Below are 22,012 nucleotides of genomic sequence, written 5' to 3'. Positions count from 1 at the left end.
TGGCCTTAAGCCTCGAGCAGGACGAGGGGTTCGCCGAACTCGACGGGTTGGGCGTCACCGACGAGGATTTCGGAGACCACGCCGTCACGCGGCGCCTGGATCGGGTTCATGGTCTTCATGGCCTCGACGATCAGCAGGGTCTGGCCCTTCTTGACCTTGTCGCCCGGCTTCACGAAGGCCGGAGCCTCGGGCGAGGCCTGGAGGTAGGCGGTGCCGACCATGGGCGACTTCACCTCTTCACCGGCGCGGGCGACGATGGTGGCGGGATCGCTGGGCATGGACGTTGGCGCGGGAGCCGACGCAGGCGCGACCGGCGCGGCGGCGGGTTGCGGCGCATAGTGGATCGGGGCGGCGGCCACGGTGACCTCGCGCTTGACCTTGATCTTCAGGTCGCCGCGCTCGACTTCGATCTTGGTCAGATCGGTATCGTTGAGAATGTCGGCCAGGCTGCGCACCAGGGCGGCGTCGATTTCGCCGGCGGCGTCGTTCTTGAGGGTCTTCTTGTCGTCGGCCATGGTTCAAGCCTCCTGATCGGTTTGCGAACGGGCCGACGCCGGGGCGCGTTCCCGCGCAAGCTCCAGCGCCGCCTTGACGGCCAGTTCATAGCTGAGCGGGCCGAAGCCCGAAATGACGCCGACGGCGACCGGCGAGACGAAGGACCGATGCCGGAAACGCTCGCGCGCGGCCGGATTGGACAGATGGCATTCGATCACCGGGATCGACAGCAGGCGAAGCGCGTCCAGCAGGGCCACCGAGGTGTGGCCGTAACCGGCCGGATTGATCACCAGCGCCCCGGCGCGGTCGCCCGCTTCCTGGACCCAGTCGATCAGCTCACCCTCATGATTGGTCTGGCGAAACACGACCTCGGCGCCCTGAGCCGCCGCCTCGCACCGCGCGCGCACGTCTTCGAGCGTGTCCGAGCCATAAATGGCCGGCTCGCGCGTGCCCAACCGGTTGAGGTTTGGGCCGTTCAGGACGTAGAGGACGGTGTGATCGGCCATTCGCTCTGACAGGGTGGGGGCCCGGCGGGCCATCATGAATCGGGCGCGCCTTGTAGCGGACGAAAGGCGCGGGTTAAAGCGCGCATGGAACAGGTTGACCTAACGGCATGCAGATCGAAGTCAACGGCGAGCCCCGCGACACATCCGCGGCGACGATCAGCGACCTGATCGCCGAGCTGGCTCTGGACGCGCGCAAGGTGGCGGTGGAGCGCAATCTCGAAATCGTCCCGCGCTCTCTGCACGCCCAGACGCGACTGGCCGAGGGCGACAGGATCGAACTGGTTCAGTTCGTCGGCGGGGGTTGAGCCTCCTCAGTTCACCGAGGCGGCGCGCCAGTCCTGGAAGCTGACGCTGAGCGGAGGCTCCTGATCCGGTCGCGCTAGATCGACCACCAAGGGCGCGATTTCCGACGGATGGGGCAGGGTGGTCGGATCCTCGCCCGGATAGGCCTGTGCGCGCAGCTGGGTGCGCATTCGGCCGGGGTTCACGATAGCCACGCGAATCGGCATCGACTCCGTCTCATCGGCCCAACACCGCATCAGGTTCTCGGCGCCCGCCTTGGTGGCGGCGTAGGCGCCCCAGAAGGCGCGCGGCTCGGCGGCGACGCTGGTGGTGAAATGGACCACACGCGCCGCATCGGAGGCCTTCAGCAGGGGCTCCAGCGATCGGATCAGGCGATAGACTGCCGTGAAGTTTATCTTTTCGACCTTGGCGAAGATTCGCGGATCCGCATGGCTGACCGGCGTGAGCCCCTCGGCCCCCATGGTGGCGGCGGCCTGAACCCAGACGTCCAGTCGGCCGAACCGTTCGAACAGGGCGCCACCTAGTCGATCGATCGCGCCGCCGTCGACCAGATCAAACGGGATCAAGGTCGCATGCTTGCCTGTCGCTGCGAAGATGGCGTCATCCAGCTCTTCCAGTCCGCCCTGAGTGCGAGCGGTGGCGACGACGTGCGCGCCGGCCTTGGCCAACGCAAGGGCGGATTCATATCCAATTCCGCGAGAGGCGCCGACGACCAGCGCGATGCGATCCGAGAGGGGGAGGGGCGTTTCCGTCATGCCGCGCCTCATAAATGCAAAATCGCCTGGACGCGAATGGGCAAGGGTCGGGTCTGCCCATCCGCCGCCGAAATGAAGCGCCTCATGCGCTCATGCCGCGAGCGACCGCGTCGCGAGCATAGCGCCACAAATGAGAAACCGCCGGAGGATTTCTCCACCGGCGGCTCCCGTCACATCGTCGATCGACAGGGGGGCTGATAATTAATCGACGACGCGATAGCGGCCGTACTGGTCCGGGCAGGTCCGCACATAGCGGGTGTCTGTCCGACCGTCGGGAAGGCGGATGCGGCTCTCGGCCAGGCGGCAGCCGTCTGAGTTCTGATAGTTCTGGACCGGATAGCCTTGGCTGTAGCCTTGATCATATCCGTAGTCGTACCGGCGCTCCTCGTAGCGCACCGGAGGCGGGCTGTAGGCGCGATCGTTGTAGCGGTCGTAGCCGTAATTCTCGCCGTAGTAGTCGTAGCCGGACGCGCGGTTGTCGTAGCTGCGCGTGTCGCAATAGCTGGAGGAGTTGTTGCGGCCGACGCTTCCGCCGACGACCGCACCCAGGACGCCGCCCAGGACGCTGCCTTCGGTGCGACGACCGCGGGCGGCCACTTGCGACCCGGCGACCGCGCCGAGCACGCCGCCGAGCACAGCGCCGGCGCCGGTGCGGCCGTCGCGTTCACGGACGCAGGGATCACCATAGCCATAGTTCGAAGACCCGTAGGACGAGCCATAGCCGTAGGGCTGGCCATAGCCATAAGACTGAGCCGAGGCGGGGGCGGCGGCGGCCAGGGCGGCGAATGCAGCGGCGGCGACGGCGGCTTTGCGGGGCAGGTTGTCGATGAAAGACATCTGTTCAAATTCCTTTCCAGACCTGGCCGCAGAACGGTTCCGGCCCCCATCTGTTGCATCCAGGAATAGGCTTCCGAAGCTGAACGGGTTTTGAGCGGGCCGTTCATCTTCGTTCATGTTTCGCATCGCGTGGCTTTGGCCCTAAAGAGCCGCCATGACCGCCACCTTCACGATCGACCGCATGGGCCACCAGGGCGACGGGATCGCCGACACCGCCGAGGGGCCGGTGTTCGCGACCGGCGCTTTGCCGGGCGAGACCGTGCGCGGCCTGCTGGGCGATGATCGTCGGCTGACCGACATTCAGATCATCGAGCCCAGCTCGGATCGGCGGCCGGTGCATTCCGACGCCTATGCCGAATGCGGGGTGGCGCCGCTGCAGCACTGGGCCGAAGAGCCCTATCTGGCTTGGAAGCGCAGCCTGGTGGTCGAGACTTTGCGGCGAGAGGGGCTGGAGGCCGAGGTCGAGGCGACCGTGGCCACGCCGCCCGCGACACGGCGTCGGCTGGCCCTGCACGCCCGGCGCGGTCCCAAGGGGCGAGTGCTGCTCGGTTTCAAGGCGCGCAAGTCCTGGCGGCTGGTGGAGATCACGGACTGCCCCGTGTCCGATCCGCGCCTGACCGCGCTGCTGCCGGCTCTGGCGCGAGTGGCAGACCCTTTCCTGAGCCACCCAAAGTCGGCCCCGACCCTGCATGTCACCCTGACCGATACGGGCGTGGACGTGGACATCACCGGCGTGGAGAAGAAGTCTGGCGGCCCCAGCGGCGACGCGGCGGCGCGGGCCATCGCCGAGGCCGCGGCCGCCGATCTGGCGCGCCTCAGCCTGGACGGCGAGGTGCTGATGATGGCGCGCCAGCCGCGCGTCACCTTCGGCCGCGCCAGCGTGCCCTTGCCGCCCGGCGGTTTCCTGCAAGCCTCCCCCCAGGCGGAGGCGGCGATGGTCGAGCGGACCATGGCGGCGACCAAGGGCGCCAAGCTCGTGGCGGACCTGTTCTGCGGGGCGGGGACCTTTACCTTCCCCCTGGCCGAGCAGGCCAAGGTCATCGCCGCCGATTCGTCCGGTGCGGCCATCGCCGCCTTGAAGGCCGGCATCGGCACGGGCTCGGGCTTGCGAACCATCGAGGCCCAGGCGCGCGACCTGTTCCGCCGCCCCCTGTCGCCCTTCGACCTCAAGGGGTGCGAGGCGGTGATCTTCGACCCGCCGCGCGCCGGGGCGCTGGAGCAGACGCGTCAGATCGCGGACGCCAAGGCCGGGGTGGTGGTCGGCGTCTCGTGCAATCCGACCAGTTTCGCGCGCGACGCTCGCATTCTGGTCGACGCCGGGTTCCGGCTTGAGACCGTCACGCCTATCGATCAGTTCGTCTGGTCGACCCATGTCGAACTGGTCGGGGTGTTCCGCCGCTAGACCCCGGCCGCGCCAAGGGCTATTCACCGGCCTCGTTTCGAACTGCCCGCTTTCAGGAGCCGCCATGCTCGCCCGCATCTACAGACCGGCCAAGACGGCGATGCAGTCGGGCAAGGCCAAGAGCCTGGCCTGGCGGCTGGAGTTCGAGCCGGCGTCGGCCCGCACCATCGACCCGCTGATGGGCTGGACAAGCTCATCGGACATGAACGGCCAGGTCCGCCTGACCTTCGACACGGCCGAGGAGGCGGTGGCCTATGCCGAGCGCCACGGCATCCCGTTCCGCCTGCAGGAGCCGCAGGAGCCGCCGGTTATCATCAAGGCCTACGCCGACAACTTCGCCACCAACCGCAAGCAGTCCTGGACGCACTGAGCGCCCGACTGTCGCCGCGCGGCGCCCGTAGCTCAACCGGATAGAGCATCCGCCTTCTAAGCGGACGGTTGCAGGTTCGAGTCCTGCCGGGCGCGCCAACCTTGACCGATCATTGAACCAAGCGCCTCGCTACTCACCCCGTGAGCCATATTTCGCATAATATATCTTAGGCGATAACGAGTTGTCGAGATTTTGCGTCCGTTCGAGGCCCGCCTCTCTCACTCAGATGTGTATGACACGTCCGTAAGCGTCTAGCGCGGCTTCATGCATCGCTTCACTCATCGTCGGGTGCGGATAGACGATGCCGTGGATGTCTTCTTCCGTCGCCTCCATCGTGATGGCGGTTACGTAGCCCTGGATCATCTCGGTCACCTCGTGGCCGATCATGTGGGCGCCGATCAGCGCCCCGGTCTTGGCGTCGAAGATGACCTTGACGAAGCCGTCGGTGTCGCCGGACGCGATGGCCTTGCCGTTAACCCTGAACGGGAAACGGCCGATCTTGACCTCGCGCTTGTCGGCCCTGGCCTGCTGTTCGGTCACGCCGACCGAGGCGACCTGCGGCTGGGCGTAGGTGCAGCCGGCGATCGGAGAATGCACGTTCGGCGTCTTGAAGCCCGCGATGTGCTCGGCGGCGTGGATGCCTTCATGCGACGCCTTGTGCGCCAGCCAAGGCGCGCCGGCGCAGTCGCCGATGGCGTACAGGCCTTTGACGTTGGTCTGGCAGTGGCTGTCGGTCTTGATGTGGCCGCGGTCAAGTTCGACGCCCAGCGCTTCCAGACCGATACCGTCGGTGTTGGCCGTGATGCCGACCGCCGAGATGCAGACCTCGGCCTCCAGCGTCTCGGCCTTACCGCCGACTTCAACAGCGACCTTCACGCCCTTGGAATCCTTGGAGACCTTGGTGACCTTGGCTCCGACCTTGAACTTCATGCCGCGCTTTTCGAACGACTTCTGCGCGGCCTTGGAGACCTCTTCGTCCTCGACGGGCATGATGCGGCCCACCGCCTCGACGACGGTCACATCGCAGCCCAGCGCGCGATAGAAGCTGCCGAATTCGATGCCGATGGCGCCTGAGCCGATGACGATGAGCGACTTGGGCAGGGACTTGGGCGCCATGGCCTCGCGATAGGCCCAGATGCGCTCGCCATCGGCCTCCAGACCGATCTGCGGCAGGGCGCGGGCGCGGGCGCCGACAGCCAGCATGACAGACTTCGCCTGAAGGGTGCGCGACTGGCCGTCCTTAAGGGCGACGACGACCTTCGGGGCTCCCTGCCCTTTCTCGAGCTTGGCGTCGCCCGACACGACCTCAATCTTGTTCTTCTTCATCAGGAAGCCGACGCCCTGATTCAGCTGCTTGGCCACTCCGCGCGAGCGCTGGATGATGGCGTCGAAGTCGAACGACGCGCCCGAGGCGGACAGGCCGTACTCCTTCAGATGCGACAGACTTTCGAACTTCTCGCCGGACTTGAGCAGCGCCTTGGTGGGGATGCAGCCCCAGTTCAGGCAGATGCCGCCCAGGTTCTCGCGCTCGACAATGGCGACCTTCAGGCCCAACTGGCTGGCGCGGATCGCGGCGACATAGCCGCCCGGGCCCGAACCGATGACGATGAGATCGAAGGTGTCAGCCATGAGAATCAAGCCGTTGCAGTCAGGCCTTGCGGCCGGAAGTTAGACACGTGAGGGGCGACGCCGCCGCCCCTCGCCTGGCGTCAGGCCAGCATGGTGACCGGGTCTTCGATCATAGCCTTGAAGACCTGGAGGAAGCGGGCGCCGACCGCGCCATCGACGACGCGGTGATCGCAGGTCAGGGTCACCGTCATGACGGTGGCCACGGCCAGCTGCCCATCCTTGACCACGGGCCGCTGTTCGCCCGCGCCCACGCTCATGATCGCGCCCTGAGGCTCGTTGATGATCGAGGCGAAGTGCTTGATGCCGAACATGCCCAGGTTGGACACGCTGAAGGTGCCGCCCTGGAACTCGTCGGGCTTCAGCTTGCGGTCGCGGGCGCGCTTGGCCAAGTCCTTGGACTCGGTCGCGATCTGACTCAGCGACTTGGTCTCGGCCTTGCGGATGATCGGGGTGATCAGGCCGCCGTCGATCGCCACCGCCATCGCCACATCGGCGTTGTGATGCATGGCGATGCCTTCGGGCGAGTAGCTGGCGTTGGCTTCGGGCACGGCCTTCAACGCCATGGCCGAGGCCTTGAGCACGAAGTCGTTGACCGAAACCTTGATCCCGTCCTTCTCCAACATCGCATTGACCTTGGCGCGCGCGGCCAACAGACCGTCGATCTCGCAGTCGATGGTCAGGGGGAAATGCGGCACGTCGCGGAAGCTGTCGGTCAGGCGGCGCGCGATCGCCTTGCGCATGCCGTCCAGCGGGACCAGGTCGTAGCTGCCGTCGGGAATGCCCATCTGGGCCAGCGACTGGACCTTGCGCGGTTCGCCGCCGGCCGTGGCCGCAGGGCTGGCGGCGACGGCGGAACCGCCCTTGGCCCCCTCGACGTCACGCTTGACGATGCGGCCGTGCGGGCCGGTGCCCTTGATCGATTTCAGGTCCACACCGTTCTGCGACGCGATTCGGCGCGCCAGGGGCGAGGCGAAAATGCGGGCGCCGTCTTCAGACTTGGCCGAGGCGGCCGCCTTCGCCGGCTCGGCTTTGGGCGCTTCCGCCTTGGAGGGTGTGGCTTCAGCCTTCTCAGCCTTGACGGGAGCTTCGGCGTCCGATTTGGGCTCGGCCTTCGGCGCTGGCGCAGCCGCGCCGTCCTCGCCTTTCAGGCGGGCGATCACGCTATTGACCTTCACGCCCTCGGAGCCTTCCGGCACTACGATTTCGGCGACTTCGCCCTCGTCGACGGCCTCGACCTCCATGGTCGCCTTGTCGGTCTCGATCTCGGCGATGACGTCGCCGGCCTTGACGGTGTCGCCGGCCTTGACGTGCCACTTGGCCAGCACGCCTTCCTCCATCGTGGGCGACAGGGCCGGCATCAGGATGTCGGTCATCAGGCGTCGCCTCCCTGACGGCTCAGCGGCTCGGCCACGGTCTGGACGTTGTCGGCCTTCACTACCTCAGTGATGCCGAGCAGAATCCGATCGTAAGCGTGTTTCTGGTCGTGGCCATGACGCACCGCATAGCCATGCGCCATGTGGCGCGCCGCATACGCCAGCATGCGGCCGAACTGCATCGGATCGTTGAACGCCGGCTTTACAGACATCACCGGCTCATTCTTCGACCACCACATCCGCAGGATCTCGATGGCTTCGGGATCCGCCACGACGCTTTCAGGCGTGGTCAGCTGATGTTCGGGCTTCTCGCTCATGCCGTCACCTGCTTCACAGCCTTGATGATCTTGTCCACGCCGGGCAGCGACAGGGCTTCCAGGTTGGCCGCATAGGGCAGCGGCACGTCTTCCTGGTGCACCCGCAGCGGCGGCGCGTCGAGGTAGTCGAAGGCGTGCTCGATGACGCGCGCCACCACCTCGGCGCCGACGCCCATCGGGCCCCAGCCTTCCTCGGCCGAGACCAGACGGTTGGTCTTCTTGACGCTCTCGACGATCGTTTCGTGGTCGAGCGGGCGCAGGGTGCGCAGATCGATGACCTCGGCCTCGATCCCCTCTTCCGCCAGCTTCTCGGCGGCGGCCAGGGCGAAGCCGACCATGCGGCTGTGGGCCGTGATGGTGACGTCCTTGCCTTCGCGACGGACCTTCGCCTTGCCGATCGGCACGACGTAGTCCTCGACGTCGGGCACGTCGAACTCCAGCCCGTACATCATCTCGTGCTCGAGGAAGACGACGGGATTCGGGTCGCGGATGGCGGCCTTGAGCAGGCCCTTGGCGTCGGCCGCGTCATAGGGGGCGATGACCTTCAGGCCGGGCACCTGGGCGTACCAGGCGGAATAGTCCTGGCTGTGCTGGGCGCCGACGCGGCTGGCGGCGCCGTTCGGGCCGCGGAACACGATGGGCGCGCGGATCTGACCGCCCGACATGTACAGGGTCTTGGCCGCCGAGTTGATGATGTGGTCGATGGCCTGCATGCCGAAGTTCCAGGTCATGAACTCGACGATCGGCTTCAGCCCTGCCATGGCGGCCCCGACGCCCAGGCCGGCGAAGCCGTGCTCGGTGATCGGGGTGTCGACCACCCGCTGGTCGCCGAACTCCTGAAGCAGTTCGCGGCTGACCTTGTAGGCGCCCTGATACTGGGCGACTTCCTCGCCCATCAGGAAGACGCGGTCGTCGCGCCGCATTTCCTCGGCCATGGCGTCGCGCAGGGCGTCGCGGATGGTGGTCTTCACCAGCTTGGCGTCGGCGGGGATCTCCGGATCGCGGAGCTCGACCTTGGGCGTGACGGGCGCGGCCCCCTCGCCTTCCGGACGCGGCTCGGCGGCCTCAGGCGCCTTTTTCTCGGGATCACCAGCCTGCTCGGCCTTTGGCGCATCCTGTTTGGCCTCGGCCGTCTTGGGCGCGGGCGCGGCGTCGTCGCCGGACAGGCGTGCAATGGGGGTGTTCACCTTCACGCCCTCGGACCCTTCGGCCACCAGGATTTCGGCGACTTCGCCTTCGTCGACGGCCTCGACCTCCATGGTCGCCTTGTCGGTCTCGATCTCGGCGATGACGTCACCGGCCTTGACGGTGTCGCCGGCCTTGACGTGCCACTTGGACAGCGTGCCCTCTTCCATGGTGGGCGACAGCGCCGGCATCAGAATGTCGGTCACTGGGCGGCCTCCACATAGACGTCGGTATAGAGTTCGGACGGGTCGGGCTCCGGGCTTTCCTGAGCGAACTGGACAGCTTCGGCAACGATCGCCTTGATTTCGCTGTCGATCGCTTTCAGCTCGTCCTCGGTGGCCTTGGCCTGGTCGAGCAGGATCTTGATGTGCTCGATCGGGTCACGGGTCTTCTTGACCTCGTCGACCTCTTCCTTGGTGCGGTACTTGGCCGGGTCGGACATGGAGTGGCCGCGATAGCGGTAGGTCTTCACTTCCAGGATGAAGGGGCCGCCGCCTTCACGGGCGCGCTTGACGGCGCGCGCCGTGGCGTCGCGAACCGCCAGAACGTCCATGCCGTCGACCTGCTCGCCCGGAATGCCGAAGCTGGAGCCGCGCTGGAACAGCTCGGTCGTCGACGAGGCCCGCTCGATCGACGTGCCCATGGCGTACTGGTTGTTCTCGATGATGTAGATGGCCGGCAGCTTCCACAGCTGGGCCATGTTGAAGCTCTCGTAGACCTGGCCCTGGTTGGCCGCGCCGTCCCCGAAATAGACGAAGGCGACCGAATCATCGCCGCGATACTTGCCGGCGAAGGCCAGGCCGGTTCCCAGCGCCACCTGGGCGCCGACGATGCCGTGACCGCCGTAGAAGCCGGTCGGCACGTCGAACATGTGCATCGAGCCGCCCTTGCCCTTGGACGAGCCGCCGATGCGGCCGGTCAGCTCGGCCATGACCTCTTTGGGGTCCATGCCGGCGGCCAGCATGTGGCCGTGGTCCCGGTAGCCGGTGATGATCTTGTCGTGACCCTGTTTGACGCTCTCCTGAACGCCCACCGCCACGGCTTCCTGGCCGATATACAGGTGACAGAAGCCGCCGATCAGGCCCATGCCGTACAACTGGCCCGCGCGCTCCTCGAAACGACGGATCAGCACCATCTCGCGGTAGAAGCGCAGCAGGTCCTCCTTGGAGGCCTGGGGCGTGTTCGGAATCTTGTCGTCTGACGATTTCTTCGCGGCGGCTCTCGCCATCCGGCATCTCCCGGCTGAGCCCCGCGCGGGGCCTCTTATCGTTACGGAAAGGGGGCTTTAGCAGCCTTCGTTCCCGAAAGGCAAAGTCGCCTTCACGGCTTGTAACAATAGTTCAGCGTGGACTTAGGACAGGCGCGCAGCGGCCTGCGTCGAAGGCGCCGGCGACAAACGAACCACGTAGTCGCGCGGATCCGAGAAGCCGATCACCGCCCGCGCACGCTCTTCCAGAAGATCGCGCGACAGATTGTCGGTGCGCAGATAGCGGACGCGGACTTCAAGATCCCTGCGCTGTTCGGTCAGCCTCGCCAACTGGGCCTCACGCCGCATCAGCAGCGCTTCGCGCTCGGCGCCGCTCAGCAGTCCACGCTCGCCCGTCAGCGCTTGCACGCCCAGATAGACGATCAGCAGACCCAGCAGCAGGGACGGAAGGTAAGGCTTCATGGACTCGGGCACGGAACGCTCCTTCTGAGCGTGCGGGACAGTTACCCAGTCGTGGCCGAAAATGCCTAACGAACCGTAGCTTGGCCTTACTATTTCAGCAGCATTCCGTCGCCGAAATAGGCGCCCTGATCGCCCAGCATCTCTTCAATGCGCAGCAGCTGATTGTACTTGGCCGTGCGGTCCGAGCGGGCCAGCGAGCCGGTCTTGATCTGCCCGCAGTTGGTGGCGACAGCCAGGTCGGCGATGGTCGAATCCTCAGTCTCGCCCGAGCGGTGGCTCATGACGGCTGTGTAGCCGGCGCGCTGGGCCATATCGACGGCGTCCAGCGTCTCGGACAGGGTGCCGATCTGGTTGACCTTGATCAGGATCGAGTTGGCCAAGCCTTCGCCGATGCCGGCCGCCAGGCGGCGCGGATTGGTCACGAACAGATCGTCGCCGACCAGCTGGATCCGGTCGCCCAGGCGATCGGTTAGCAGCTTCCAGCCGTCGAAGTCGTCTTCCGCGCAGCCGTCTTCGATCGAGACGATGGGGAAGCGTTCGCACAGGTCCGCCAGATAGCCGACCATGCCGTCCTGATCGAAGGTCTTTCCCTCGCCGGCCAGCACATATTTGCCGTCCTTGAAGAACTCGGTTGAGGCCACGTCCAGGCCCAGGTGGAAGTCCTCACCGGCCAGATAGCCGGCCGACTGGCCCGCCTTGGTGATGAAGCTCAGCGCCTCTTCGGCCGAGGCCAGGTTCGGGGCGAAGCCGCCCTCGTCGCCGACGTTGGTGTTGTGGCCCGCATCCTTCAGCGCCTTCTTCAGGGCGTGGAAGATTTCGGCGCCCATGCGCAGGGCTTCGGAGAAGTCCTCGGCGCCGGTTGGCAGGATCATGAATTCCTGGATGTCGATCGGATTGTCGGCGTGGGCGCCGCCATTGATGATGTTCATCATCGGCGTCGGCAGGACGCGCGCCGAGACGCCGCCCAGGTAGCGGTGCAGCGGCAGGTTCGAGGAGATGGCGCTGGCCTTGGCCACGGCTAGGCTGACGCCCAGGATGGCGTTGGCGCCCAGGCGCGCCTTGTTCTCGGTGCCGTCCAGCGCGATCAGCGCCTCGTCAATGCGGCGCTGGTCTTCGGCGTCCATGCCCGACAGGGCGTCGAAGATTTCGCCGTTGACGGCGTCGACCGCCTTCTGGACGCCCTTGCCGCCCCAGACCTCCTTGTCGCCGTCGCGCAATTCGACAGCCTCGTGCGCGCCGGTGGAGGCGCCGGACGGAACGGCCGCGCGACCGAAGGAGCCGTCTTCCAGCACCACATCGACTTCCACCGTCGGATTGCCGCGGCTGTCGAGGATCTGGCGGGCGACGATGTCGGCGATGTCGGTCATGGGAGCGCTCTATCTGAAAGGATCAGGCCGCGTTTAGCCCGCCCCTGCCCCATCCGGCAAGGAAGCGAACCCTACAGGCAGCCTTCGACATACTGGATCGAGGGGCCGCCGCCGGTGATGGAGCTGACCCGACCATCCTGGCCGATCTCGAAGCGCAGCCCGCGCGCGTCCGGCGTGGCGCGAGCGGCGCCCGACCAGGCCGTCAGATATCTCGCCGGGGCGGCTTCATAGGCATGCGCCTGTTCGTCCAGGGTGGGATAGGCGGCCCGCACGGCGGCCTCGCTGTCGCCGATGGACACGCCAGCGTCGGCCGTGACTGTCGAGCTGCGGGTCAGACGCACGCTGGTCAACACGCCGCGTTCGATCATGACCAGAAGGCCTTCGGGCGCTCGGGCCGGGCGGAATTGGTCGCAGACTTCAGGCTCGGGACCGCCGACGGCCTCAGGTTTGGCGTCGGGGCCCAGCGCCGCCTCGACTTGCGCAAGGCTCATGCCGATCCGCAGAGGCCCGAAGCCTTGAGCGCTCAGCGTGTCGGCGCCGGACGCGGGCGTCATGGGACTGACGGCCGGCGCAGGCGATTCGACTGACGCCGACGCGGGTTCCGAGGCGCGGTCTCCGCAGGCCGAAAGGCCGGCGACCAGCACGGCGGCGACCATCAAGCGCATCACGAGCAGCCCTCGACATACTGGATCGACGGCCCGCCGCCCGAGATGGAGCGCACGGCGCCATCCTGACCGATCTCGTATTTGATGCCGCGCGCCGCCGGGCTGGAATGGTCGGGCGTCGCCCAGGTGGTCAGATATTCGGCCGGCGATGGCTCATATTTGTGCCCCGACGCCTCGATGGCCGAACCATAGACCTCGCGGACCCGCGCAGCGGTGTCGCCGACCCTGATGCCCCGCTCGCTGACGGCGGTCGACCCTTCGCCCAAGGTGACCCGCGTCACCAGCCCGTTCTCGACCATGACGTAAAGGCCCTGAGGCGCGCGTTGAGGCCGAAGCTCGTTGCACTGCTCGATCGGGTTGTCGAGCGCATGGGCGGGCGACCCCATGGCGGCCTCCAGCTCGGCCATCCGCATGCCGACGTGCACCGGGCCGAACCCGTGGGCAGTCAAGGTCAGGGCGGGCTGGGTCTCGGGCTGGGCCGGGCCGGTCGCAGCCGGCGGGTCGACAGGTTGGGCGCCGCCGGCTGCGGCGGGATCGCGCGGCGAATCGCAGGCGCTTAACGAGAAGGCGGCCAGCGACAGGGCGGCCACGTAGGCGATAGGGCGGATCATGGGCGTCTCCCAGACAGGTCCTGACCCCAAACGCACGAAAACGGCGCGCGAACCCGTCGCGCGCCGCTAAAATTAACGCCCGGCCGCGAGGCCGGAAAGCGAAAGACCTTTAGTCTTCCTTGGGCGTCAGCACCTGACGGCCACGATAGGTACCGGTCTTCAGGTCGATGTGGTGCGAACGACGCAGCTCGCCCGTGTCCTTGTCCTCGACGTAGGGGTTGGCTCCCAGCGAGTCGTGGGCGCGACGCATATTGCGACGCGAGGGCGATACTTTGCGCTTCGGAACGGCCATGTCCGTCTCAATCTCTAAGTCGGTGCGCCGGGACCGGCGCGAAAAACAACAGGGGCGGCCCGAAAGAGCCGCCACGCGAGCGCGGGCTTATGCATGAACCGGCCCATGAGTTCAAGTCCGCGCGCGGACCGGACCCGCGCGACCTCAAACGAGCTCGCGCTCCAGCACCGCAAAAGCCAGGTCATCGCGGCGGGGCAGACCAAATCGCGGGTCGGTGGCGGGGAACGGCCGCGTCTCGCCGGTGCGGCGGTATCCGCGCCGCACATACCAGTCGATCAGCTCCGTGCGCTGGATGATGACCGTCATCTCCATGCGAGAGGCGCCGAATCGATCACGCGCCGCGGCCTCGGCCGCCGCAATGAGGGCGCGCCCCATCCCCTGACCCTGATCGTCCGGTGCGACCGACAGCATACCGAGATAGGCCAGGCCCTCGCCCTTGTCGGTCACCTGCACGCAGCCAGCCAGCCCGCCGTCACGCTCGGCCATGACCACGACCTGCGCTGGATCGGCGATCACCGCCGCCAGGGTTTCCGCGTCGATGCGGTTTCCGTCCAGCAGATCGGCTTCATGGGTCCAGCCGCGTCGGGCGCTATCGCCGCGATAGGCCGCGTGGACAAAGGGCTGCAAGGCGGCGACATCCGCCGCCTTGGCCGCGCGGAACGTCAGCTCACTCACCCAGCCGCTCCGCCACCGCCTCGCCGATCGCCAGCGAACTGGTCAGGCCGGGGCTCTCGATCCCGAACAGGGCCATCAGGCCCTCGATGCCGTGATGTTCGCGCCCATGCAGCTGAAAGTCAGGCTGGACCTCGCCCGGACCATGCAGCTTGGGCCGGATGCCGGCGTAGTCGGGCGTCAGCCGCTCGACCTCCACGCCGGGCCAGAAGCGGCGGATGTAGCGGGCGAACTCTTCGGCCTTGGCCGGGTCGACCGAATAGTCCTCGCTTTCGACATAGGCGAGGTCCGGCCCGAACACCCCCTGCCCGCCCAGATCCTTGCGATAGTGGGTGCCCAGCGCGCCGGGGATGGGCGGCGGATAGATGAGCCGGTCGAACGGCGCCGCGCCCGTCAGGCGGAAATAGACGCCCTTGCCGAAATGCCCCTGGGGAATGTCACCGGCCGGATAGCCCTCGATTCTCGCCGCCACCGCCTGAGCCTGCAGCCCCGGCGCAGTGACCAGCAGGCGGCTGGTGACGGTCATCGCCCCCTCCCCGCCGACCCGGATCGAGAAACCACCGGCCGCCAGGGACTCCGCCCCCTCGAACGGCGCGGAAACCACCACCGAACCGCCTGCGTCCTCGATCTCGCCCTGCAACGCCAGCATATAGCCGTGGCTGTCGAACACGCCGCTCTCGGGAGACAGGATGGCGGCATGGGCGTTCAGCGCTGGCTCCAGCGCGCGGGCCTGGGCGCCGGTCAGATGCTCCAGACCTTCGACGTCATTGGTCGTGGCCTGCTGAAAGATCGCCTCGATGCGTTCGACCTCGGCCTCTTCGGTCGCCACGACCAGCTTGCCGCATTTCCAGTGCTCGATCTTGCGGCTTTCCAGAAAGGCGTAGAGCCGCCGCCGTCCCTCGACGCAGAAGCGCGCCTTCAGCGAACCGCTGGGATAATAGAGGCCGCCGTGAATGACCTCGCTGTTTCGCGAGGAAACGCCCTGTCCGATGTGCGGCTCGCGCTCCAGCACCAGCACGGTCAGGCCGCGCTTCGACAGCGCCCGGCCGCAGGCCAGGCCCACGGCCCCGGCGCCCACGACGGTCGCGTCGAAATCAAAGGTCATCGCGAACCGTAGCGCCGTTTGGCCTCGGCCTCGAAACTGCCGATCAGCGCCCCGACGGCGCGGTCGAAGTTGGCATGGAGCATGGCGTCCAGCATGCGCGACTTGAAGGCGAAGTCGATCATGAACTCCAGCCGCGCGCCTTCGGGGTGGGGAAAGAACTCCCAGCGATTCTTCAGATGCCTGAACGGCCCGCGCAGCAGGCCGACCTCGACCTTGGGCGCATTGCGGTCGTGTCGCACCCAGGTCGAGAAGGTCTCGTTCAGGAACGAGAAGCCGACCTTGGCCTCGGCGTCCAGAAGCGTCACGCCCGGCGCCTCCTCGCGGGCGTTCCACGTCCGCATGGACGTCACCCAGCGCACGAAGTCGGGATAGGCCCCCACGTCCGCCACCAGCTCGGCGAGCTGGGCGGGTTCATAGGGCAGGATGCGGGTCAGGCGATGGACGGCCAAGCCGGATCAGCGCGCGGCCAGAGTGGGGCTTTGGGCCATGCGCGCCGCCTTCAGCCGCGCGAAGTCGTCGCCCGCGTGGTGCGAGCTGCGCGTCAGCGGCGAGGACGACACCATCAGGAAGCCCTTGGCCCGGGCGATCGCCTCATAGGCCTTGAACTCTTCCGGCGTGACGAACCGTTCGATCGCCGCGTGCTTGCGGGTGGGCTGCAGGTACTGGCCGATGGTGATGAAGTCGACGCCGGCCGAGCGCATGTCGTCCATCACCTGCATGACCTCTTCCTTGGTCTCGCCCAGTCCGACCATGATGCCGGACTTGGTGAACTGGTTGGGGTCGCGCTCCTTGACCATCTGCAGCAGGCGCAGGGAGTGGAAGTAGCGCGCGCCGGGCCGGATCTTCAGATACAGGCGCGGCACGGTCTCCAGGTTGTGGTTGAAGACGTCGGGCGTGGCGTCGATCATCATCTCGGCCGCGCCGTCCTTGCGCAGGAAGTCGGGCGTCAGGATCTCGATGGTCGTGCCGGGCGCCTGCAGGCGAATCTGGCGAACCACCTCGGCGAAGTGGGCGGCGCCCCCGTCCGACACGTCGTCGCGGTCGACCGATGTGATCACGACGTGGTTTAGGCCCATCTGCTGGACCGCCAGGCCGACCTTCACAGGCTCTTCCGGGTCCAGCGGCTGGGGCAGGCCCGTCTTGACGTTGCAGAAGGCGCAGGCCCGCGTGCAGGTGTCGCCCATGATCATCAGGGTGGCGTGCTTCTGGCTCCAGCACTCGCCGATGTTCGGGCAGGCCGCCTCTTCGCAAACCGTGTGAAGACCCTTTTCCTTCACGATGGCGCGCGTGGCGTTGTACTGGCCCGAGCCGGGCGCTTTCACGCGCAGCCAGTCGGGCTTCTTCAGCACGACGGAGTCCGCCCGCTTCTGCTTTTCCGGGTGGCGCAGCGCCGCAGGCGACGCCTTCAGGGTGTCGATCAGGGTGACCATCGCCGGCTATGTCGGGCCTAAGCGGCCTGATGGCAAGCCACGGACGGTTTCAGCGCGTCACGATCACGCGCCGTAACGTATCTTTTCATTCCCGGCGGGCCTCTCTAGGTTCGTGCAGAGTAAACCGAGAGGGCGCAACGACCCTCAGGGAGATTGCGCCTTGCGGCCTGCCGCCGACTGGAAGACCCAACCCGAGACCCTGTTCGATTCCCTGATCTCCGCGCGTGCGCGTTTTGGCGACAAGGAGATTCTGGAAGACCAGGACCGCAAGCCCCTCACCTACACCGGCCTGATCCGCGCCGCCCTGGTGCTGGGCCGCAAGCTGGCGGCCATGACCCAGGCGGGCGAGCGGGTCGGCGTGCTGCTGCCGTCTAGCATGGGCGTGGTCGTCACCTTCTATGGTCTGCACGCCTACGGCCGCACCCCGGTCATGCTGAACTTCACCTCGGGCGAACTGAACCTGAAGGCCGCGCTCAAGGCGGCGGGCGTCAAGAAGGTGCTGACCGCCAAGCGCTTCATCACCCAGGCCAAGCTCGAGGAGCTGGTCGAGGCCCTGGCCCAGGACGCCGAGATCGTCTGGCTGGACGATGTGCGCAAGACGATCGGCTTCAAGGACAAGCTGTTCGGCCTGGCCGCCGGCCTGGCGCCCGAGCGGTTCCGCGTGAAGACCGACCCGCAGTCGGCGGGCGTGATTCTGTTCACCTCCGGCAGCTTCGGCGCGCCCAAGGGCGTCATGCTGACCCAGGCCAATCTGGTCGCCAACTGCCGCCAGGTCGGGGCGCACATCGATCTGAAGCCCGAATGGGTGATGTTCAATCCGCTTCCGACCTTCCACTGCTTCGGTCTGACCGGGGGCGTGCTGCTGCCGCTGGTGAACGGCCTGAAGGCCTTCCAGTACCCCTCGCCGCTGCACGCCAAACAGATCGTCGAGCTGCTGCCTCAGGTGAAGGCGTCGATCCTGTTCGCCACCGACACCTTCCTGAATCAGTACGCCCGCGTCGCCTCGCCCGACGACTTCGCCACGCTGCAGTTCGTGGTGGCCGGCGCCGAGAAGGTGCGCGACGAGACGCATCACCTGTTCAACACCCGCTTCGGCGGGCTGAAGCTGCTGGAGGGCTATGGGGCGACCGAGGCTGCGCCCGTGGTCGCGGTCAATCACCCCGACCGCAACCGCCCCGGCACCGTCGGCCAGCTTCTGCCCGGCATGGAGTTCCGACTGGAGAGCGTGTCGGGCATCGAGGACGGCGGGCGCCTGTATCTGCGCGGGCCCAACGTCATGGCCGGCTATCTGTCGCCCGAGGATCCGCTCAAGGTCGAGCCGCTGGACGGCGGCTGGCATGACACCGGCGACATCGTCGACATCGATCCGGACGGCTATGTCGCCATCCTGGGTCGGGTGAAGCGCTTCGCCAAGATCGGCGGCGAAATGGTCTCCCTGACCGCCGTCGAGGGTCTGGCCAGCGCCGTCTGGCCCGAGGCGCGCCACGCCGTCGTGGCCATCGCCGATGCGCGCAAGGGCGAGAAACTGGTGCTGGTCACCGACCGCAAGGACGCCGACAGCGGCCGTCTGGCCGAATGGGCCCGGACCCACGGCGCGCCCGAGCTTGCGGTGCCCAAGAAAATCGTCAAGGTCGCCGAGGTCCCGGTGCTGGGCACCGGCAAGACCGACTACGTGGCCATCCAGAAGATGGTCGAAGGCGAGGCTCGCGCCGCCTGAACGGGCCGTTTCGGGGGACTTCCAGGATGAACGCTCTTTCCGCCCATGCGCCCAAGGTTCTGGGGCTGCTGCGCATCGTCACCGGCCTGATGTTCATGCAGCACGGGACGCAGAAGATCTTCGGCTTCCCCGCGCCCGCGCGCGGCCCGTTCGAGCTGTTCAGCCAGATGGGGATCGGCGGCGTGCTGGAGCTGGTCGGCGGCGCGCTGATCGTGCTGGGCCTGTTCACCCGCCCGGTCGCCTTCATCCTGTCCGGCATGATGGCGGTGGCCTACTTCCAGTTCCACTTCGCCACCGGCGGGATCTATCCGCTGGTCAACGGCGGCGAGCTGGCGGCGCTGTACTGCTGGGTGTTCCTGTACCTGGCCTTCGCCGGACCGGGCGCCTTCGCCCTGGACAGCGCCTTCCGCGGCCGTCGCGCCTACCGCTGACGCTCAGCCGAAGCGGACGCCGGTCATCGAGATCGAGCCGCCCTCGATCACATCGTTGAAGAAGACCGGCGTCTCGCCCGGCCTCTGCTGGGCGGCCACATAGAGCAGCGGCAGATAGTGCTCATCGGTGGGCACGCTCATCTGCGCCTCTTCGGCCAGGCCGACCCAGTCGATCAGGGCGTCGTGGTCTCCGCGCGCCAGCGCCGACTTGACCGCTTCGTTGAAGCCGCTGGCCCAGGCGTGGGGCTCGCCGCCGTCACGCTTCCAGGTCCGCAGATTGTGCACGAAGTCGCCCGAACCGGCCACCATCACGCCTTCGTCCCGTAGGGGCGCCAGGCGTCGCGCCAGCTCATAGTGCCCGCGTGCGTCCAGGCGGCGATCCAGCGACAGCTGCACGATCGGCACTTCGGCGCCTGGAAACACATGAGCCAGGACCGACCAGCTTCCGTGGTCCAGACCCCAGCTGTCGGTCGGCTGCGCGCCCGTCAGTTCGGCCACACGCGCCGCCAGCGCCGGCGAACCCGGCGCCGGATACTGCATCTCGTGCAGCTCACGCGGAAAGCCGCCGAAGTCGTGGATGGTCGGCGGTTTTTCCTGAGCGGTGACGCCCAGACCCATCGTCTCCCAATGGGCGGAGACCATCACCACGCCGCGAGGCCGGCCGATGGCCTGGCCCAGCTTTCGCCAGGCGTCGGCGTGCGGCCCGCCCAAGGCGTTCATGGGCGAGCCGTGGCCGAAGAAGACGGCGGGCGCGGTCATTAGCCGTGCAGCTTGGTCGCCAGTTCGGCGATGTGGCGGCCCTGGAAGCGGGCGCCGTCCAGCTCGTTCTCGCTGGGCATCCGCGATCCGTCGCTGCCCGTGATGGTGCTGGCGCCATAGGGCGAGCCGCCCGTGATCTCGTCCAGGCGCGACTGCCCCTGGAAGGCGTAGGGCAGACCCACCACCGGCATGCCGTGGTGCATGAAGAAGTTGTGCAGACCCTGGAAGGTCGTCTCCTGCCCGCCGTGCTGGGTCGCCGTGGCGGTGAAGGCGCCGCCGATCTTGCCCAGCAGCGCGCCTGTGAACCACAGGCCGCCGGCCTGATCCAGGAAGGCGCGCATCTGCGAGGCGACCGAGCCGAAACGGGTGCCCGCGCCGATGATGATGGCGTCGTAGTTCTTCAGGTCGTCGATGACGGCGATCGGCGCGGCCTGATCCAGCTTGTAGCCGGACTTCTCGGCCAGCTCCTGCGGCACCGTTTCGGGCACGCGCTTGATGTCGACCTGCGCGCCCTCGACCTGGGCCGCGCCCTCGGCGACGGCCTGGGCCATGACCTCGAGGTGGCCGTAGGTGGAGTGATAGAGGACGAGGATCTTGGCCATGCGGGGCTCCCTGGGAGATGGAACGACGCATAAGCAACTGCGTCAGTGGCTGATCTAAGCCCGCGCGCCGCCGATGCAAGGTCTCCTCGTCAAATTTCCATCCTTGCGCCCAGCGGGCAGACCCGGGCGTAGAAGTCGCGGCCCGCGGGCGCGCGTCCGCCCCGTGAAAGCAGGAAGCGGTGCTCGACCACCATGGCCTGCTGCTCGATGTTCAGCCCGCGCCATTCGCACTCGGGCCCCAGCGGGTAGGCGTAGGCGCCCGGCCCGTCGCCGGCCTTCAGCTTGCCGACCAGCAGGCTGACGCCCTGCCGCGCCTGCCACACGTGAACCATCTCGTGCACCAGCACGCCCTGCTGAGCCAGCGAGGCCGTCGCGAAGTCGGTCGGTAGGCTGCGTCGGGGCCAGACGATCCAGTCCCGCCCGAACCAGCGGCCAATGACGAAGGCGCGTTTCACCGGCCAGGGCGCGGCGAGGATGCGCACCGGCGTGGCGTCGAAATCCTGTCCCAGCGCCTCGCGCGCCAGGGCCGCCTCTCCGCTCGTCAGTTGTGTGGCCACGGCCGCACATACTCCCAGTGCCAAGGCTCATAGACATAGGGGACGAAACCGAACCGGCCAGCATTGCGCACCAGCCAGCGATAGGCCGCGCCGTTCGCCATGTGCCGGCGGCTCCAGGCGTCGGTGGAGTCCACGCCGAATCCTTCGACATGGCCGACATACAGATCGACCGCCGTGCCCGTGCGGTGCGGCGAGCAGACCGCGCGTCTCAGACCGTCGCAGTTGCCCTGCTGGGCGCATCGCGCCGCGTCGGCCTCTGGATCGCGAAAGCCGGAGAAGATCTGCAGCAGCTCGGGGTTGGCCGCGATCTCGGGAACCTCGGCCCGCGCCGCCGCCGCCATCTGGCGATAGGCGTCCAGCACGTCACGGCGCAGCAGGCGGGTGATGCGGTCGGCGTGTTCCTCGCCCGGTGACAGGTAGCCCAGTTGCGCGATGGGCGGCGGCTCGGGGCAGTCACCGCCGACGCGCGCCATCACGAAGGGCCGCCGCTCCTGCCAGAGTCCACGGAACACCTGAAAGGTCGCCGCATCGAACTGGCCGGTCGCCGGCAGTCCACGGGTCTGCTGAAAGCCCGCCAGATGTTGGGCGAACACAGCCGATTCGGGCGCGCAGCCGGTGTCGATCTCCTTCTGGATCAGCGGCAGATAGGTTTCCCAGCCGTATTCCATGCCGGCGAAGGGCGACCATTCCATCACGCTCAGCGACCGGGCGTTGGCCTCCGCCGTCAGATCCCAGGCCCCGTCGTCCAGGTGGCAGACCTCGGCCCCGTCGGAGGCCCGAACAGGTTGGGCCTGCGCCGGCCGTTCGGATACGGCGCAGGCCAGGGCGATCACAGCGAGGGATAGGAGACGAAGCGACATCGGCTGATGGTGGCCCGGTCATGATGGCGACCGCAAGGCTGCGCTGGCGGCTCGCGCGTCTGACGCGAACACGGCATGGTGAGCGTGGCGGCCGACTCGGCGC

The 22,012-nt window shown here is 67.3% G+C and carries 27 protein-coding genes and 1 tRNA gene; 6 read left to right on the top strand and 22 right to left on the bottom strand.

From position 1 onward, the window contains the following. Nucleotides 1-5: 5 nt before the first annotated feature. Both accB and aroQ read right to left on the bottom strand, forming a co-directional pair. On the bottom strand, nt 6-515 hold the full coding sequence (accB, locus tag ACK4I0_RS01815; RefSeq protein WP_409607419.1) for an acetyl-CoA carboxylase biotin carboxyl carrier protein: 510 nt from the start codon (nt 513-515) through the stop codon (nt 6-8). 3 nt (nt 516-518) lie between these two features. Next, nucleotides 519-1,001: a type II 3-dehydroquinate dehydratase gene (gene aroQ, locus ACK4I0_RS01810; protein WP_409607417.1), complete on the bottom strand. Its 483-nt coding sequence runs from the start codon at nt 999-1,001 to the stop codon at nt 519-521. A gap of 107 nt (nt 1,002-1,108) precedes the next feature. On the opposite strand from aroQ, the gene thiS reads away from it, so the two are divergent. Next, nucleotides 1,109-1,306, top strand: coding sequence for a sulfur carrier protein ThiS (gene thiS / locus ACK4I0_RS01805; RefSeq protein ID WP_409607415.1), 198 nt, complete (start codon nt 1,109-1,111; stop codon nt 1,304-1,306). Nucleotides 1,307-1,312: 6 nt separating this feature from the next. On the opposite strand, the gene ACK4I0_RS01800 is transcribed toward thiS, so the two are convergent. Together ACK4I0_RS01800 and ACK4I0_RS01795 are read right to left on the bottom strand one after the other, a co-directional pair. Beyond that, nucleotides 1,313-2,059, bottom strand: a complete 747-nt coding sequence (locus tag ACK4I0_RS01800) for an SDR family NAD(P)-dependent oxidoreductase (RefSeq protein WP_409607413.1) — start codon at nt 2,057-2,059, stop codon at nt 1,313-1,315. A gap of 201 nt (nt 2,060-2,260) precedes the next feature. Further along, nucleotides 2,261-2,896 (bottom strand): glycine zipper 2TM domain-containing protein, encoded by a 636-nt coding sequence (locus tag ACK4I0_RS01795; protein WP_409607411.1) that lies wholly within the window; start codon nt 2,894-2,896, stop codon nt 2,261-2,263. A 154-nt stretch (nt 2,897-3,050) separates the two neighbouring features. Between ACK4I0_RS01795 and ACK4I0_RS01790 the strand changes: the two genes are divergently transcribed. The 3 genes from ACK4I0_RS01790 to ACK4I0_RS01780 all read left to right on the top strand — a co-directional run bounded on the left by ACK4I0_RS01790 (nt 3,051) and on the right by ACK4I0_RS01780 (nt 4,766). After that, entirely contained in the window at nt 3,051-4,298 is a 1,248-nt protein-coding gene (locus ACK4I0_RS01790; protein ID WP_409607409.1) for a class I SAM-dependent RNA methyltransferase, read from the top strand. 64 nt (nt 4,299-4,362) lie between these two features. Beyond that, on the top strand, nt 4,363-4,668 hold the full coding sequence (locus ACK4I0_RS01785; protein WP_409607407.1) for an ETC complex I subunit: 306 nt from the start codon (nt 4,363-4,365) through the stop codon (nt 4,666-4,668). Nucleotides 4,669-4,689: 21 nt separating this feature from the next. Next, nucleotides 4,690-4,766 (top strand) — tRNA-Arg (locus tag ACK4I0_RS01780). A gap of 124 nt (nt 4,767-4,890) precedes the next feature. Here ACK4I0_RS01780 and lpdA read toward each other — a convergent pair. The 14 genes from lpdA to lipA all read right to left on the bottom strand — a co-directional run bounded on the left by lpdA (nt 4,891) and on the right by lipA (nt 16,983). Continuing rightward, nucleotides 4,891-6,297, bottom strand: a complete 1,407-nt coding sequence (lpdA, locus tag ACK4I0_RS01775) for a dihydrolipoyl dehydrogenase (protein ID WP_409607405.1) — start codon at nt 6,295-6,297, stop codon at nt 4,891-4,893. A gap of 80 nt (nt 6,298-6,377) precedes the next feature. Then, the gene (locus ACK4I0_RS01770) at nt 6,378-7,673 is read right to left on the bottom strand and encodes a pyruvate dehydrogenase complex dihydrolipoamide acetyltransferase (protein WP_409607708.1); all 1,296 of its coding nucleotides are present in this window, start codon (nt 7,671-7,673) and stop codon (nt 6,378-6,380) included. After that, nucleotides 7,670-7,987 (bottom strand): DUF5076 domain-containing protein, encoded by a 318-nt coding sequence (locus ACK4I0_RS01765; protein ID WP_409607403.1) that lies wholly within the window; start codon nt 7,985-7,987, stop codon nt 7,670-7,672. The genes ACK4I0_RS01770 and ACK4I0_RS01765 overlap by 4 nt, the downstream gene beginning before the upstream one ends. Then, nucleotides 7,984-9,378, bottom strand: coding sequence for a pyruvate dehydrogenase complex E1 component subunit beta (locus ACK4I0_RS01760; protein ID WP_409607401.1), 1,395 nt, complete (start codon nt 9,376-9,378; stop codon nt 7,984-7,986). The genes ACK4I0_RS01765 and ACK4I0_RS01760 overlap by 4 nt, the downstream gene beginning before the upstream one ends. Continuing rightward, the gene (pdhA, locus tag ACK4I0_RS01755) at nt 9,375-10,400 is read right to left on the bottom strand and encodes a pyruvate dehydrogenase (acetyl-transferring) E1 component subunit alpha (protein ID WP_135063222.1); all 1,026 of its coding nucleotides are present in this window, start codon (nt 10,398-10,400) and stop codon (nt 9,375-9,377) included. The genes ACK4I0_RS01760 and pdhA overlap by 4 nt, the downstream gene beginning before the upstream one ends. Nucleotides 10,401-10,523: 123 nt before the next feature. After that, entirely contained in the window at nt 10,524-10,841 is a 318-nt protein-coding gene (locus ACK4I0_RS01750; protein ID WP_409607706.1) for an FtsB family cell division protein, read from the bottom strand. An 89-nt stretch (nt 10,842-10,930) separates the two neighbouring features. After that, entirely contained in the window at nt 10,931-12,208 is a 1,278-nt protein-coding gene (gene eno / locus ACK4I0_RS01745) for a phosphopyruvate hydratase (protein WP_409607399.1), read from the bottom strand. A gap of 71 nt (nt 12,209-12,279) precedes the next feature. Beyond that, on the bottom strand, nt 12,280-12,876 hold the full coding sequence (locus tag ACK4I0_RS01740) for a hypothetical protein (protein ID WP_409607397.1): 597 nt from the start codon (nt 12,874-12,876) through the stop codon (nt 12,280-12,282). After that, nucleotides 12,873-13,484, bottom strand: coding sequence for a hypothetical protein (locus ACK4I0_RS01735; protein ID WP_409607395.1), 612 nt, complete (start codon nt 13,482-13,484; stop codon nt 12,873-12,875). Before ACK4I0_RS01735 ends, ACK4I0_RS01740 begins: the two co-directional genes overlap by 4 nt. Nucleotides 13,485-13,593: 109 nt before the next feature. Further along, entirely contained in the window at nt 13,594-13,776 is a 183-nt protein-coding gene (gene rpmF, locus ACK4I0_RS01730) for a 50S ribosomal protein L32 (RefSeq protein ID WP_135063214.1), read from the bottom strand. A 144-nt stretch (nt 13,777-13,920) separates the two neighbouring features. Beyond that, a complete protein-coding gene (locus ACK4I0_RS01725; RefSeq protein WP_409607393.1) occupies nt 13,921-14,451 on the bottom strand; it encodes a GNAT family N-acetyltransferase in 531 nt (176 codons plus the stop codon). After that, nucleotides 14,444-15,553: an NAD(P)/FAD-dependent oxidoreductase gene (locus ACK4I0_RS01720; RefSeq protein WP_409607391.1), complete on the bottom strand. Its 1,110-nt coding sequence runs from the start codon at nt 15,551-15,553 to the stop codon at nt 14,444-14,446. The genes ACK4I0_RS01725 and ACK4I0_RS01720 overlap by 8 nt, the downstream gene beginning before the upstream one ends. Then, the gene (locus ACK4I0_RS01715) at nt 15,550-16,002 is read right to left on the bottom strand and encodes a type II toxin-antitoxin system RatA family toxin (RefSeq protein WP_409607389.1); all 453 of its coding nucleotides are present in this window, start codon (nt 16,000-16,002) and stop codon (nt 15,550-15,552) included. Before ACK4I0_RS01715 ends, ACK4I0_RS01720 begins: the two co-directional genes overlap by 4 nt. Nucleotides 16,003-16,008: 6 nt before the next feature. Next, on the bottom strand, nt 16,009-16,983 hold the full coding sequence (lipA, locus tag ACK4I0_RS01710; protein WP_409607387.1) for a lipoyl synthase: 975 nt from the start codon (nt 16,981-16,983) through the stop codon (nt 16,009-16,011). A 160-nt stretch (nt 16,984-17,143) separates the two neighbouring features. Here lipA and ACK4I0_RS01705 point away from each other — a divergent pair, with 160 nt between their 5' ends. Further along, entirely contained in the window at nt 17,144-18,700 is a 1,557-nt protein-coding gene (locus tag ACK4I0_RS01705; RefSeq protein ID WP_409607385.1) for an AMP-binding protein, read from the top strand. 26 nt (nt 18,701-18,726) lie between these two features. Continuing rightward, a complete protein-coding gene (locus ACK4I0_RS01700) occupies nt 18,727-19,131 on the top strand; it encodes a DoxX family protein (RefSeq protein WP_135063200.1) in 405 nt (134 codons plus the stop codon). Between the two features lie 3 nt (nt 19,132-19,134). Here the strand turns inward: ACK4I0_RS01700 and ygiD are convergent, their stop codons facing one another. The 4 genes from ygiD to ACK4I0_RS01680 form a co-directional block, all read right to left on the bottom strand. Further along, the gene (gene ygiD / locus ACK4I0_RS01695) at nt 19,135-19,890 is read right to left on the bottom strand and encodes a 4,5-DOPA dioxygenase extradiol (protein ID WP_409607383.1); all 756 of its coding nucleotides are present in this window, start codon (nt 19,888-19,890) and stop codon (nt 19,135-19,137) included. After that, nucleotides 19,890-20,492 carry an NAD(P)H:quinone oxidoreductase gene (gene wrbA, locus ACK4I0_RS01690; RefSeq protein ID WP_409607381.1) on the bottom strand — a complete coding sequence of 201 codons (603 nt, stop codon included), beginning with the start codon at nt 20,490-20,492 and terminating at the stop codon, nt 19,890-19,892. The genes ygiD and wrbA overlap by 1 nt, the downstream gene beginning before the upstream one ends. Nucleotides 20,493-20,581: 89 nt before the next feature. Beyond that, nucleotides 20,582-21,049, bottom strand: coding sequence for a hypothetical protein (locus tag ACK4I0_RS01685; RefSeq protein WP_409607379.1), 468 nt, complete (start codon nt 21,047-21,049; stop codon nt 20,582-20,584). Then, nucleotides 21,034-21,909 carry a D-alanyl-D-alanine carboxypeptidase family protein gene (locus ACK4I0_RS01680; protein ID WP_409607377.1) on the bottom strand — a complete coding sequence of 292 codons (876 nt, stop codon included), beginning with the start codon at nt 21,907-21,909 and terminating at the stop codon, nt 21,034-21,036. The genes ACK4I0_RS01685 and ACK4I0_RS01680 overlap by 16 nt, the downstream gene beginning before the upstream one ends. Between the last annotated feature and the right edge of the window lie 103 nt (nt 21,910-22,012).

This window comes from Brevundimonas sp., from assembly GCF_046295775.1.
Taxonomy (GTDB): domain Bacteria; phylum Pseudomonadota; class Alphaproteobacteria; order Caulobacterales; family Caulobacteraceae; genus Brevundimonas.
Note: the sequence above shows the minus strand (reverse complement) of the source record. Positions and strands in the feature narration are given on the sequence as shown.